We start from the raw sequence: 13,504 nt of genomic DNA, 5'->3' as shown, positions 1-13,504 counted from the left end.
CATTTTTGCTTCAATTGCGCTCGCTTTTCCAGGCCAGCAGCGTGTCACGAAAGCGTTTTGCCAGCGCTCCCTGCTCATGGTGTTTCGACCACACCAGCCACATCTCTGACACCGCATCCTGTTCGTCGATCGGCAGCCAGCGCATTTCGCTGAGCTGCACGCGCTGAAAGGAGGCCGGCAGGATCGACACCCCCAGTCCGGCGGCCACCAGGCCAATAATGGTCATCGCCTCCCCCACCTCCTGGGCAATCACCGGCGTATGGCCGTAGCGGCGCAGCAGGCCAAGGATATCGTCATACAGGCCGGTACCGACATGCGGGTCGAAAAAGACGAACGGCTCCCGCGCCAGCGCCGCCAGGCTGACCGAGGGCAGGCGGGCCAGCGGATGGTCCGCCGGGACCATCGCCAGCAGCGGCTCACGCAGCACCCGCTGCCACGCCAGGGTGTCCGGCAGTTGGGTATTGCGCAACAGGCCAAGGTCGAGGGCCCCCTCGCTCAGCGGGACAATCTGTTCGCGGGTATTGGTCTCGCGGGTGAGAATATGCACATCCGGGTAGCGCTGACGAAACAGCGACAGCGTATCGGATACCGCCTTGATGAAAGGGGCCGAGGAGGTAAAGCCGATACGCAGTTCGCCCGTTTCCCCATGGTGCAGGCGGGTGGCGCGGGCGGCGGCGTCCTCCACCTGGGCGAGAATTTGTCGGCTGTCGGCGAGAAACTGTTTGCCCGCCGCCGTCAGGCTGACGCTGCGGTTGGTGCGGGCGAACAGGCGGGCGCCGGTCTGCTGCTCGAGGATCTGAATTTGCTGGCTTAACGGCGGTTGAGAGATGTTCAGTCGCGCCGCGGCGCGGCCAAAATGCAGCTCCTCGGCGACGGCGACAAAGTAGCGCAGATGACGCAACTCGATATTCATATTTAAAACGTCTTATTTGAGATTATTAATATATTAGACAGAATATTTACATTTTCATACCCTAAAAATGTGAGCTGAATGGTCACAACACTCTGTTGGTAAGCAGCAACTTCTATCCAAGGAATTCTCTGTGAGTCGTACAACAACCGTTGACACCGTGCCGGCGGACGAGGTCAGCGTCGCTGGTGCATCCCGCCCGGATCAATTTATTAAGCGCGGCACCCCGCAGTTTATGCGCGTCACTCTCGCGCTGTTCTCCGCCGGTCTGGCCACCTTTGCCCTTCTCTATTGCGTGCAGCCGATCCTGCCGGTGCTGTCGAACGAGTTCGGCGAATCTCCGGCCAGCAGCAGTATCTCTCTCTCCATTTCCACGGCGATGCTGGCGGTTGGCCTGCTGTTTACCGGCCCACTATCGGACGCCATTGGCCGCAAGCCGGTGATGGTCACCGCCTTGCTGCTGGCCGCCTGCTGCTCGCTGTTGTCGACCATGATGACCAGCTGGCACGGCATCCTGATTATGCGCGCCCTGATCGGCCTGTCGTTGAGCGGCGTGGCGGCGGTCGGCATGACCTACCTGAGCGAGGAGATCCACCCCAGCTTCGTGGCCTTCTCCATGGGACTCTATATCAGCGGCAACTCCATCGGCGGCATGAGCGGCCGCTTGCTCACCGGGGTCTTTACCGATTTCTTCGGCTGGCGCGTGGCGCTGGCGGTGATCAGCGGCTTCGCTCTGGCAGCGGCGATTATGTTCTGGCGTATCCTGCCCGAGTCGCGCCATTTCCGCCCGACCTCGCTGCGGCCAAAAACGCTGCTGATTAATTTCCGCCTGCACTGGCGCGATCGCGGCCTGCCGCTGCTGTTCGTCGAAGGTTTCCTGCTGATGGGGGCCTTTGTCACTCTGTTTAACTACATTGGCTACCGTCTGATGATGTCGCCGTGGTCGTTAAGCCAGGCGGTGGTGGGTCTGCTGTCGGTGGCGTATCTCACCGGAACCTGGAGCTCGCCGAAAGCGGGCGCCATGACCGTACGCTATGGCCGCGGTCCAGTGATGCTCGGCTTTACCGGCGTGATGCTTTGCGGACTGCTGATGACGCTCTTTTCTTCCCTGTGGCTGATTTTCATCGGCATGCTGCTGTTCTCCGCCGGCTTCTTCGCCGCGCATTCCGTCGCCAGCAGCTGGATTGGCCCACGCGCGCGCCGCGCCCGCGGACAGGCGTCATCGCTATATCTGTTCAGCTATTATCTTGGCTCAAGCCTGGCGGGGACGTTAGGCGGGGTGTTCTGGCACCGCTACGGCTGGAACGGCGTCGGCGGATTTATCGCGCTGCTGCTCCTTGCCGCGCTGTTGACCGGCACTTGCTTGTATCGCCGACTAAAATAATCGCCCGTGACGTGGCCTGCGGGCCACGTTTCACCACATGCCCATGATAGATGACAAGCCCATCAGCTCTCTGACGGCATCAACGGACAGTAAGGCAATAAACAGCCAGGTGAACGGATTCATAAACCACCCCCGAACCTCCAGACCTGTGTAATCGATCACAGTTTAGTCACGATACGTTACCGATTTCTGCAATACCGCTCACAGAGCCACGCTTTTTTTCCTGCTATCTCCCGGCTGATGCTATACCACGCCTCCTGCGCGCAACGCTCGACCCGCCAGGCGTATCAGGATAGTGTAGAGGCATACCGATAATCTGTTCATTCACCTGTCACGGACCGAACGCTACTATGACTGAAAATACGCCTTATCAGCAGCTTACCCGCACCTTTCAGCGCCTGTCGCGCTTTTCGCATCTCTCCGCCATCGCCGGCTGGGATATGTTCGCCATGATGCCTCCGGGCGGTAGCGCCGCCCGCAGCGAAGCGCTGGCGGAACTCGGCGTGCTACAGCATCAGATCCTGACCGATAAAAAAGTGGGCCAATGGCTGCAGGCGGCCCGCCAGCAGGATCTCAACGACCTCGAACAGGCCAACCTGCGGGAAATGCAGCGTCAGTACGATCAGGCGGCGCTGCTGCCGGAAAGCCTGGTGGAGGCCAAATCACTGGCCGGTAGCCGTTGCGAACATGCCTGGCGCAGCCAGCGGCCGGCTAACGACTGGGCTGGCTTTGCCGAAAATTTGCGCGAGGTGGTCAGGCTGAGCCGCGAGGAAGCGCAGATCCGCGCCGACGCCCGGGGCGGCTCACGCTATGACGCGCTGCTTGATATTTTCGAGCCGGATATGACCAGCGCCCGGCTGGACAGCCTGTTTGCCGACCTCAAGTCCTGGCTACCTTCCCTGCTGCGGCAAGCGGTCGACAAGCAGGCGACGCGAACCTTGATCGCCCCGCAGGGGCCGTTCCCGATCCCTGAGCAGCGCGAGCTGGGTCTGCAGGCGATGCGCATCCTCGGCTTTGACTTTGACGGCGGGCGTCTGGACATCAGCGCCCACCCGTTCTGCGGCGGCGTCCCTCAGGATGTGCGCATCACCACCCGCTACAACGAAAACGACCTGCTCAGCGCCCTGTTCGGCGTGATCCACGAGACCGGCCACGCCCGCTATGAGCAGAATCTGCCTCGCCCGTGGGTCGACCAGCCGGTAGGACTGGCCCGCTCTACCGCTATCCATGAATCGCAAAGCCTGTTCTTTGAAATGCAGCTGGGACGCAGCGAGCGCTTCCTCCACCGCCTGTTGCCGGCGGTGCGCGAACGCTTTGGCGATCGGCCGGCCTTTAGCGAGGAGAATTTTGTCGCCTGGAACCAGCGGGTGAAACCAGGCTTTATTCGCGTTGATGCCGATGAGGTCAGCTACCCGGCGCATGTGATCCTGCGTTATGAAATTGAACGCGCGCTGATCGACGGCGAGATCGAGGTGGAAGATATTCCGTCGCTGTGGGATGAGAAAATGCAGCACTGGCTGGGACTGTCGACCACCGGCAACTACCGGGACGGCTGTATGCAGGATATTCACTGGACCGACGGCGGCTTCGGCTACTTCCCTTCCTATACGCTGGGGGCGATGTACGCCGCGCAGCTGATGGCCGCCGCCCGTCGCGCGCTGCCGACGTTAGACCGCGATATTGCGGAAGGGGATTTCAGCGCCCTGTTTGACTGGCTGCGGCAGAATATCTGGCAGCATGGCAGCCGCTTCACCACCTCGCAGCTGATTCAGCAGGCCACCGGCGAGGATCTTAACAGCCGCTACTTCCGCGATCACCTTACCGCCCGCTATCTGTGATCGTCCGCGCCGGGCTGCCCGGCGCGTCCTTCCGCTCCCCGCCTTGTACATTCGGTTACACGCCGATACCAAACACTCACGGAAAGCCCGAAAAGACAAGCATATAGTAATTTCACCGGCCCCGCAGTGGGGTTGAAATTAAGAAAACTTTTCGAGGATATCAGAATGAAAAAAGTATTAGCTCTGGTCGTTGCCGCTGCTATGGGTCTCTCTTCCGCCGCTTTCGCTGCTGACGCAGTAAGCACCACTCAGGCGCCTGCTGCTACCCACAGCGCTGCTGCCAAGACCACCCATCATAAAAAACATCATAAAGCCGCGGCAAAACCAGCTGCAGAGCAGAAAGCTCAGGCTGCCAAAAAACACAAGAAAGCTGAAGCGAAACCAGCCGCTGCCCAGAAAGCCCAGGCCGCTAAAAAACACAAAAAAGCAGAAGCTAAACCAGCCGCTCCGCAGAAAGCCCAGGCCGCTAAAAAGCACCACAAAGCTGCCGCTAAACCGGTAGCCCAGAAAGCCCAGGCAGCGAAAAAACACCACAAAACCACCAAACACCAGGCCGCTAAACCTGCTGCACAGCCGGCAGCATAATTCCTCCCGGTGAACCAACCTTCTTAAATAATCGGCGCTGTTTCAGCGCCGTTTTTTCTGGAGAGCACTATGCTGCGGCGCTATCGTTTTGAGCTCATCCTGATCCTGTTAATCATTTGCGCAGTGGTTGCGACCCGCTTTTTCCTCTATTAATTGTTTCGCCCCCTCTCCCGTTTTGCCGCCTGGCGCAGACTTCCCGGAAGGTGAATGTCGCGTAAATATTATTGCCCACCTCTTACCACTCTCTGTACCCTGCCGCTGCCAGCGGCGCAAATAATGCCCGGCGCCCGAAGACGCCAGACACGTTAGCAAGAAACCATCGCGCGCCTGGCCCCCACGCGGCGGCCAGACTCATCACAAAGCACGTACCGCTTCCATCACCAGATAGCCGGTTGCGCCCCAGATGGCCACGGAGACAAGGGAAACATAGACCAGTGCGCGAATACCTTTTTTAGACATATACCCTCCGAACGCCGGGGAAATAGAATTCAGGCTATCATCGCCGGTATTACCTCTCTATTTACTCAACGGCGGGGTGACGGTAACAATGTTTTCGGTGAGAAAATGTTTCGCATTGAAAATTATTACGTGAGGCGTAAAGAAGTGCGAATTCTGGTGAAGTTCTGGCGGGTAAACGTATTATTTTTGCACATTCCGCTGACAAACCAGGAATAACCTTAAAGAAGTGTTGCTGCATTATTCGCCAATTTCAGTACGTTCTGATACACGAATGTTCTTGCGCCAGACCGCGCTTTCTGCGGAAATAGCAGCAGAAGGTTACTGGTATTAACCGATTGAAATCAGACGGTTTTACCCGCGTCAGGGCCCGCCGCGCGCAGATGAGACATGCCGTTTGGCCTGATAAGAATTATTGTTTACTTTCATAAACTTAAATCTCCTGCTACTGTCAATAGACATCATAGCCTCCCCAGAGAGTGATATGCGTAGAAACGTTCTGTTATTACTGTGTTCATTTTATCTGTTACCTCTGGGCGCACATGCCGATGATAACGGACTGAGCGCCAAAGATATTAAGACGTTGTTTTTCGGTCACGATGACCGTAAAGCGGTGAGCCGTCCGGAGGAGAGCCCGTGGGACGCGATTGGCCAGCTGGAGACCGCCAGCGGCAATCTGTGCACGGCGACGCTCATCTCCCCCAACCTGGCGCTGACCGCGGGCCACTGCCTGTTAACGCCCCCGCGCGGCAAGCCGGATAAAGCGGTCGCTCTGCGCTTTATTTCCCGCAAGGGGAACTGGGTGTATGAGATCCACGGCATTGACGGACGAGTGGATCCCGGGTTAGGCAAGCGCCTGAAAGCCGACGGCGACGGCTGGATCGTTCCCTCCGCCGCGGCGCCCTCGGATTTTGGCCTGATCGTGCTGCGCTATGCTCCCTCAGGCATCACGCCGATCCCGCTCTTCCCCGGCAGTAAGGCCGATTTAACCGCGGCGCTGAAGGCGGCGGACCGGAAAGTGACCCAGTCAGGTTATCCTGAAGATCATCTGGATAATCTTTATAGCCACCAGGACTGCATCGTCACCGGCTGGGCGCAAAACAGCGTCCTGTCGCACCAGTGTGACACCCTGCCCGGCGACAGCGGCTCGCCGCTGCTGCTGAAAACCGCGGACGGCTGGCAAGTGATCGCCGTGCAAAGTTCGGCTCCCGGCCCGCAGGATCGCTGGCGAGCGGACAACCGCGCCATCGCGGTGACCGGCTTTCGCGATAAGCTGGAGGCGCTGGCCGGAGAGTAATTACCCCTGTTGCTGGCGCCGCTGCAGCAGGTCGGCGATCGGCATCGGTTTACTGAAGTAAAAGCCCTGTAGCCGGTCGCAACCGGCCCGCCGCAGCAGCGCCAGCTGTTGCGGATCTTCAACCCCCTCAGCCACGACCGTCATCCCCAGCGCGCGGGCGATGCGCACCGTGCCGCGCACCATCTCCGCCGCCTGCGCATCACAGTCCACCCGCCCGGCGAGGGATTTGTCAATCTTCAGGCTGTCAAAACGAAAGCGGCGTAAATAGCCGATGCTCGAATAACCAGTGCCAAAATCGTCCAGCGCCACGGCGATGCCCTGGGCCTTCAGATTCTCCACCACCGCCTGCGAACGTTCCGGATTTTCCAGCACATAACTCTCCGTCACCTCCACTTGCAGGCGCGACGGCGGAAAGCGGCAGGCAGCGACCGTCTTCATCACCCGGCTTTCAAAGGCCGGATCGCGAAATTGCGCCGGGGAGATGTTCACCGACAGCAGCAGATCGCTCACCGGCTGCAGATCGCTGCAGGCACGTTGCAGAACGAACTGGCCGAGGGTGTCAATCAGGCCGCTGCTCTCGGCAATGGCGATAAATGCATCCGGCGCCAGCGCACCCTGCGGGCGACGCGGCCAGCGCAGCAGCGCTTCAACGCCGGTCATCGTCAGGGTATCGGCATCGACTACCGGCTGATACCAGACCTCAAATTCATCCTGCTCCAGCCCCTGACGGATGCCATTCTCGATCATCAGCTGATGACGTCGCACGGCATCCAGCGCATCGTCATACCAGGCCGTCTGCCCCTTGCCGCTCTTCTTGGCGTGGTACATGGCGATATCCGCCCGGCGAAACAGTTCGGTACTGGAGCATTCCGCCGGGGTTCCGCTGGCGATGCCGATGCTGGCGCCGATATAAATTTTGCGTTTGCTCAGTGCCACCGGCGCTTTCAGCAGCTCCAGCGCCGCCCAGGCGAACGCCGCCGCCCGGTCGATCGCTTGTTCGCCGCTCACCGCCATGGCGAATTCATCCCCGCCCATTCTTGCCAGCATGGCCTCCGCCGGCACCCGTTTTTGCAGCGCGCTGGCGATATGGCGGATCAGGGCGTCGCCCACATCGTGGCCATAGTTATCATTCACATCTTTAAATCCGTCCAGATCGATAAACACCACGCACTGCATGTCGTGCTTACTCGTGTCGCACACCTGGCTTAACCGCAGCAGCAGCGCTCGTCGGTTGGGCAGCCGGCTGAGCCAGTCAATCAGGGCGATCTCCCGCGCCTGACGTTCGCCGCGGGCCAGCTTATACATGCCGAGGCTGCTGAACAGAATAAACAGCAGGATCAGGCTGGCGGCCACCCCGGCGATCAGCCGCATACTGCCTGATGAGGCCAGGGCCGCTTCGGCGCCGGGCAGACGCGGCTGCCACGCCAGATAGCCCAGCACCTCGCCTCCCTGCGTGCGCAACGGAATACGGTGTTCGCCGGGGCCGTCGCTGAGATGGAGATGACTTATCTGGAAGGTGTCGCCTAAACGCTGCAGCAGCTGAGGACTGATGTGCCGGGTAATGACCAGATAGCGCCGGGTATCGTCAGCCACTTGCAGCCGGCCGGTCGTTGGCCGGATCAGGCCGATGCCGACGAAAGCGATCCCTGCCTCGGTGCGCGTGATGCCGGCGAAGGCGTTTTTCCCCTCGCGCAGAGCCTTTGCATGATAACGGATCAGGCTGGTCAGCCCGGCGCCGAGAAATGAAAGGTCTGTCCGGGGCATCACCTGACTCTGAAAGGCGCCCCACAGAATGTGATAATGTTCATCAAGGACAAAGGTGCCGTCGTACAGATTATTGATTTTGAAGCCCGATCCCCAGGTGTCGTACAGCCATTTTTGATCCAGTCTGGGGGCGTAAGTCTGGGTCACCGCATCGTCCCAGATGGCATTGTCCAGCACCAGGGACAGCACCCGGTTGACCGATGTCTGCACCGCCCCTTCCACCGACAGGACAGAACGCTGCTGGTCAATTTCATTGGATTTGCTGGCAATGAGGTGTTGCGACAGGTAAAGCAGGGAGATAACCGACGCGGTGAGGCCGAGCCCGGCGAGAAAAATCATTATTGACAACGTCCTGGCGGAAGGAATTTTCCGCCAGCCGAAAGCTGTGAACATGCGCAGTCCTCATCGTCACCGGGCACAATAACTGCGGGGCCGGTCTTGAGGTAAGCATACTACAGCGGACCCGTTTTGCCGCCTGGCTTTGCAGGCGGCGCGACGTCAGGCGAGTTTAATTAACACCATGCCGGCAACCAACAGGATGACTCCCGCCCAGCCTTTGTTATTCAGGCGCTGGCCAAACAGCACCCAGCCGGCGGCGATGGTCGCCGCGATACCGAAGCCGCCCCACAGCGCATAGGCAACCGACAGATCGATGCCTTTTACCGCCTGCGACAGGGCGCTGAATGCGCCCAGCACCGCCGCCAGCGACAGGATGCCATAGACCTTGCGGCGGAAACCGTCGGAAAACTTCAAAAAGACGTTGGCAATAATCTCCAGAACAATGGCGATAGCCAACCAGGCGGCGTGGATCCACTCAAACTGCTGCATGAGCCACCTCCTGCTTCGACGACGCTTTTTTCTGGGTGCCGGACTTAATCAGGACGATCCCCACCACCAGTGTGGTCAGACCGGCTATTTTCAGCAGCGACAAGCTTTCATCAAATAACAGAACGCTGAACAGGGTGATCAGCAAAATGCCAATCCCTTCCCATAACGCGTAAGCCACGCCGAGGGCAATTTTTTTAACTGCAAAGGCGAGAAAAATATATGACAGAGCTATCATGGCTAGCATTAAAATATAGCCGGTATGCCCACCGCTGATGCTTGCCCATTTCATCGACAACGTGCCGGTAATTTCAGCAACAATAGCTAAAGCTAATAAAATCCAATAAAACATGATCCCTTCTCCTGCTTGAGAATATAATCCATTACCGTTTACGCGACGCGTAAACCGGAAAATTTCTGACGTAGATTTCGCTGTGCGCTTGGCGCCAGCTCAGGCAGAAAGAAGGTGACTATAGCGCCGAATGCCAGTGCTGTTCGCCGGCAAAACGGGAAAAAGTGAGGGATACTGCGGGGTGATTTAAAATATACATCCTGAACTGATTGTCCATAAAATTACAATTATCCGCGGTGTTGCTTCTCGTCCGGTGCGGATGGAAATTGTCCTCAGTAGTTAAACACAGGTAGATTTGTAGCATAGTGCTACATTTAATTCAAAGACTTTGCAATTCTTTACGCCGCGGTTTTGCAGCAATGCGTTTTTTCTGAAAAAAAACGTCATTATGCTAATGTAACGCAACCTGTTAACAGGCAAGGAAGATTGAGGACGGGATCCTATGGCTAAACCTATTATTACACTTAACGGACTAAAGATGGTCATCATGCTGGGCATGCTGGTGATCATCCTGACCGGCATTCGCTTTGCGGCAGACATTATTGTCCCGTTTATTCTCGCGCTTTTTCTGGCGGTGATCCTTAATCCGCTGGTGCAGCTGCTGGTCCGCTGCCGGGTGCCGCGCGTGCTGGCGATCTCACTGCTGATAGGCCTTATCGTGATGTTAGCCGTTGTGCTGCTGGCCTCGCTGGGGACCTCGCTTAACGAGCTGGCGCGCACCCTGCCGCAGTACCGCAACTATCTCTACGAACCGATGCAAACCATCGCCCCCTGGCTGCAGCGCCTGGGTTTTACCGTCTCGGTGGTGGAGCTTAACAAATACATCGACCCCAACGCCGTGATGACCCTGGTCACCAGTCTGCTCACTCAGCTGTCGAACGCCATGTCCTCGATTTTTCTGCTGCTGCTGACGGTGGTGTTTATGCTGCTGGAGGTGCCGCAGCTCCCCGCAAAACTCCAGCAGCTGATGTCCCGCCCGGTAGAAGGCATGGGGGCTATCCAGCGCGCTATCGACAGCGTGTCGCATTATCTGGTGCTGAAGACCGCGATTAGCCTGGTCACCGGGCTGGTGGTCTGGGGAATGCTGGTTCTGCTGGACGTGCGCTTCGCCTTTATGTGGGGGCTACTGGCCTTCGCGCTGAATTATATTCCCAATATCGGTTCCGTACTGGCGGCCATCCCGCCGATCCTGCAGGTGCTGGTGTTCGGCGGCCTGTACGAGGCGCTGGTGGTGCTGGCCGGTTATCTGATCGTTAACCTGGTGTTCGGCAATATTCTCGAACCGCGGATCATGGGGCGCGGCCTGGGGCTCTCCACCCTGGTGGTGTTCCTGTCATTGATCTTCTGGGGCTGGCTGCTGGGTCCGGTCGGTATGCTCCTGTCGGTGCCGTTGACGATTATCGTCAAAATTGCCCTTGAGCAGACCAGCGGCGGGCAGAGCATCGCCTTCTTACTAAGTGATGTGAGCAAACAGTAAACCTTTCCCGGGCCGGTGGCTGACCGGCCCTCCTCTCCTTGTCACCTGCAGTAGACCACTACGCCTTTTATATTATTGATCCTCATCACAAAGGGCCACTCACCATTGTTACTCTCAGGCTAACGATTGGCCGCCGTGCTTAATTGATGCTCCGCGCCCCGCGTCGCACACTACCCTCCACCAGGACAAACAAAACGATTTGTCGAATCAGGAGGTTAATAATGAATGCCGAACAAACGACGGGGCGGGTCTGGAACCGTCGCCGGACGGAAAAGCAACGGCGGCTGGCTGAGGCCAACATCCCGGGCAAAGTCATCCCCACTGACCAGCTGGTCAGCGTACTGGAAAACCTGCTCGCCCCCGGCGACCGAGTGGTGCTGGAAGGCAACAACCAGAAGCAGGCCGATTTTCTCTCCCGCATGCTGGCGGAAGTCAATCCGCAGAAAATCCACGATCTGCATATGATCATGCCCAGCGTCGGGCGCAGCGAGCACCTTGACCTGTTTGAAAAAGGCATCGCCCGTAAGCTCGATTTCTCCTTCTCCGGTACCCAAAGCCTGCGCATTTCGCAGCTGCTGGAAGATGGGCTGCTGGAAATCGGCGCCATTCATACCTATATCGAACTCTACTCCCGCCTGTACGTCGATCTGTCGCCTAACGTCGCGCTGATCGCCGGCTACAAAGCCGACCGCAAAGGAAACCTCTATACCGGGCCGAGTACCGAAGATACCCCGGCGCTGGTAGAGGCCGCCGCCTTCCACGACGGCATTGTTATCGCTCAGGTCAACGAACTGGTGGACGACGAGTGCGATCTGCCCCGCGTCGATATTCCCGGCTCGTGGATTGATTACGTGGTGGTCGCCGACAAGCCGTTCTTTATTGAACCACTGTTCACCCGCGACCCGCGCCTGATTAAGCAAGAACACATTCTGATGGCGATGATGGCGATCAAGGGCATCTACGCAGAGCATCAGGTGCAGTCCCTCAACCACGGGATCGGCTTCAACACCGCCGCCATCGAACTGCTGCTACCGACCTACGGCGAACAGCTCGGCCTGAAAGGCAAAATCTGTAAACACTGGACCCTGAACCCGCATCCGACCCTGATCCCGGCGATCGAGAGCGGCTGGGTGGAGAGCGTGCACTGCTTCGGCGGCGAGCTGGGGATGGAAGAGTACATCCGCGCCCGCCCGGATATCTTCTTTACCGGCCCGGACGGCTCCATGCGTTCCAACCGCGCCTTCTGCCAGCTGGCGGGTCAGTACGCGGTGGATATGTTTATCGGTTCGACCCTGCAGGTGGATGGACTGGCTAACTCCTCGACCGTCACACGCGGCCGCCTTTCCGGCTTCGGCGGCGCGCCGAACATGGGCCACGATCCGCACGGCCGCCGCCACGCTACCCCTGCCTGGCTCAATATGATCACCGAGCCGGACCCAATACAGCGCGGTAAAAAACTGGTGGTGCAGATGGTCGAAACCTTCCAGGCCGGCGTGAAACCGACCTTCGTTGAGACCCTCGACGCGGTCGACGTCGCTAAAACCTCCGGCATGCCGCTGGCGCCGGTGATGATTTACGGCGATGACGTCACCCACGTGCTGACCGAAGAGGGTATCGCCTATCTGTATCGTGCGGAAAGCCTGGAAGAGCGCCGGGCGATGGTCGCCGCAGTGGCCGGGATCACCGACATTGGCCTCGGGGTGGACGCAAAACGCGTGGCTGCCCTGCGTCAGAGCGGCAAAGTGGTCTACCCGGAAGATCTGGGTATTCGCCGCAGCGAGGCAACCCGTTCACTGCTGGCCGCCGGCAGCGTCGCCGACCTGGTGGAATGGTCCGACGGATTGTACAACCCACCGGCAAAATTCCGGAGCTGGTAATGAAAATTCTCTCTCCCCTGCACGCCGAAAGTCGTGTCAGCTGGCTGGCGGACACCGCCAGCGCCTGCCTGATTGACGAAGCCCGTCTGAGCCCGAAACCGGGTCTGGTCGACAGCCGCGGCAGCGGCGCGCATCAGGACCTCACGCTGGCGCTGATGGAACGCTCCGCCCGCAGCCTGCAGCCGACCTTCCACGCACTGGCCCAGCAAAGCTGGCGTCGCCCGGCGGATATCGCGCTGCGCGAAACCGTCGGCCGCCTCGGTCGCGAAGGCGAAGCGCAGATGATGCAGGCCACCGGCGGGGTCAATACCCACCGCGGCGCCATCTGGGCGCTGGGGCTGCTGGTCAGCGCGGTGGCGATGTTGGGTGGAGAGGGGCAATCACAGACGATCGCCGACACCGCCGCCGCCCTCGCCCGCCTGCCCGACAGCCTGGCGCCGAAAAGCTTCAGTAAAGGGCTGCGCGCCAGCCGCCGCTGGCAGGTGCCTGGCGCGCGCGAAGAGGCGCAGCGCGGTTTCCCGCATATCACCGCCCTGGCGCTGCCGCAGTTACAGCAAAGCCGCGCCCGAGGCGCCAGCGAGCCGCAGGCGCGACTTGACGCGCTGATGGCCATCATGACCTCGCTGAGCGATACCTGCGTGCTGTCGCGCGCCGGCATGAGCGGCCTGCAGACCATGCAGCAGGGCGCCCGCGAGGTGCTGGCGGCCGGCGGTTGCGCCAGCGTCGCCGGCCGCGGGGG

The 13,504-nt window shown here is 59.3% G+C and carries 13 protein-coding genes; 8 read left to right on the top strand and 5 right to left on the bottom strand.

What is annotated here, in order from left to right:
• Nucleotides 1-10 precede the first annotated feature (10 nt).
• Nucleotides 11-913 (bottom strand): LysR family transcriptional regulator, encoded by a 903-nt coding sequence (locus tag ABLU50_RS05630; RefSeq protein WP_087833263.1) that lies wholly within the window; start codon nucleotides 911-913, stop codon nucleotides 11-13.
• A 130-nt stretch (nucleotides 914-1,043) separates the two neighbouring features.
• Here ABLU50_RS05630 and ABLU50_RS05625 point away from each other — a divergent pair, with 130 nt between their 5' ends.
• On the top strand, nucleotides 1,044-2,294 hold the full coding sequence (locus ABLU50_RS05625) for an MFS transporter (protein ID WP_087833262.1): 1,251 nt from the start codon (nucleotides 1,044-1,046) through the stop codon (nucleotides 2,292-2,294).
• Nucleotides 2,295-2,324: 30 nt separating this feature from the next.
• On the opposite strand, the gene ABLU50_RS05620 is transcribed toward ABLU50_RS05625, so the two are convergent.
• Nucleotides 2,325-2,417 carry a hypothetical protein gene (locus ABLU50_RS05620; RefSeq protein WP_004206050.1) on the bottom strand — a complete coding sequence of 31 codons (93 nt, stop codon included), beginning with the start codon at nucleotides 2,415-2,417 and terminating at the stop codon, nucleotides 2,325-2,327.
• A gap of 227 nt (nucleotides 2,418-2,644) precedes the next feature.
• Here ABLU50_RS05620 and ABLU50_RS05615 point away from each other — a divergent pair, with 227 nt between their 5' ends.
• The 3 genes from ABLU50_RS05615 to ABLU50_RS05605 all read left to right on the top strand — a co-directional run bounded on the left by ABLU50_RS05615 (nucleotide 2,645) and on the right by ABLU50_RS05605 (nucleotide 6,470).
• A complete protein-coding gene (locus ABLU50_RS05615; RefSeq protein WP_004206051.1) occupies nucleotides 2,645-4,132 on the top strand; it encodes a carboxypeptidase M32 in 1,488 nt (495 codons plus the stop codon).
• Between the two features lie 165 nt (nucleotides 4,133-4,297).
• Nucleotides 4,298-4,717 (top strand): acid resistance repetitive basic protein Asr, encoded by a 420-nt coding sequence (gene asr, locus ABLU50_RS05610; RefSeq protein WP_053810423.1) that lies wholly within the window; start codon nucleotides 4,298-4,300, stop codon nucleotides 4,715-4,717.
• Between the two features lie 940 nt (nucleotides 4,718-5,657).
• Complete coding sequence (locus tag ABLU50_RS05605; protein WP_004206054.1) at nucleotides 5,658-6,470, top strand: serine protease; 813 nt, start codon at nucleotides 5,658-5,660, stop codon at nucleotides 6,468-6,470.
• On the opposite strand, the gene ABLU50_RS05600 is transcribed toward ABLU50_RS05605, so the two are convergent.
• Nucleotides 6,471-8,573, bottom strand: coding sequence for a bifunctional diguanylate cyclase/phosphodiesterase (locus ABLU50_RS05600; RefSeq protein ID WP_235309067.1), 2,103 nt, complete (start codon nucleotides 8,571-8,573; stop codon nucleotides 6,471-6,473).
• On the opposite strand from ABLU50_RS05600, the gene ABLU50_RS05595 reads away from it, so the two are divergent.
• Nucleotides 8,545-8,658 carry an ArsR family transcriptional regulator gene (locus ABLU50_RS05595; RefSeq protein WP_224052065.1) on the top strand — a complete coding sequence of 38 codons (114 nt, stop codon included), beginning with the start codon at nucleotides 8,545-8,547 and terminating at the stop codon, nucleotides 8,656-8,658. The two genes, ABLU50_RS05600 and ABLU50_RS05595, sit on opposite strands and share 29 nt — an antisense overlap.
• Before the next feature lie 74 nt (nucleotides 8,659-8,732).
• Here the strand turns inward: ABLU50_RS05595 and kpnF are convergent, their stop codons facing one another.
• Nucleotides 8,733-9,062: a multidrug efflux SMR transporter subunit KpnF gene (gene kpnF, locus ABLU50_RS05590; RefSeq protein ID WP_004206057.1), complete on the bottom strand. Its 330-nt coding sequence runs from the start codon at nucleotides 9,060-9,062 to the stop codon at nucleotides 8,733-8,735.
• Nucleotides 9,049-9,411 carry a multidrug efflux SMR transporter subunit KpnE gene (gene kpnE / locus ABLU50_RS05585; protein WP_004206058.1) on the bottom strand — a complete coding sequence of 121 codons (363 nt, stop codon included), beginning with the start codon at nucleotides 9,409-9,411 and terminating at the stop codon, nucleotides 9,049-9,051. Before kpnE ends, kpnF begins: the two co-directional genes overlap by 14 nt.
• Nucleotides 9,412-9,853: 442 nt before the next feature.
• Between kpnE and ABLU50_RS05580 the strand changes: the two genes are divergently transcribed.
• The 3 genes from ABLU50_RS05580 to ABLU50_RS05570 form a co-directional block, all read left to right on the top strand.
• Nucleotides 9,854-10,888 (top strand): AI-2E family transporter, encoded by a 1,035-nt coding sequence (locus ABLU50_RS05580; RefSeq protein WP_004206059.1) that lies wholly within the window; start codon nucleotides 9,854-9,856, stop codon nucleotides 10,886-10,888.
• A gap of 221 nt (nucleotides 10,889-11,109) precedes the next feature.
• Nucleotides 11,110-12,765, top strand: a complete 1,656-nt coding sequence (mdcA, locus tag ABLU50_RS05575; RefSeq protein WP_087833260.1) for a malonate decarboxylase subunit alpha — start codon at nucleotides 11,110-11,112, stop codon at nucleotides 12,763-12,765.
• A partial coding sequence (locus ABLU50_RS05570; protein ID WP_348864610.1) for a triphosphoribosyl-dephospho-CoA synthase occupies nucleotides 12,765-13,504 on the top strand: 740 nt, incomplete at its 3' end. The genes mdcA and ABLU50_RS05570, both read left to right, overlap by 1 nt.

It is taken from the genome of Klebsiella sp. GG_Kp173 (assembly GCF_040062415.1).
Lineage (GTDB): Bacteria > Pseudomonadota > Gammaproteobacteria > Enterobacterales > Enterobacteriaceae > Klebsiella > Klebsiella quasipneumoniae.
The sequence above is the reverse complement of the archived record's forward strand: the minus strand, read 5'-3'. Positions and strand labels throughout refer to the sequence as shown.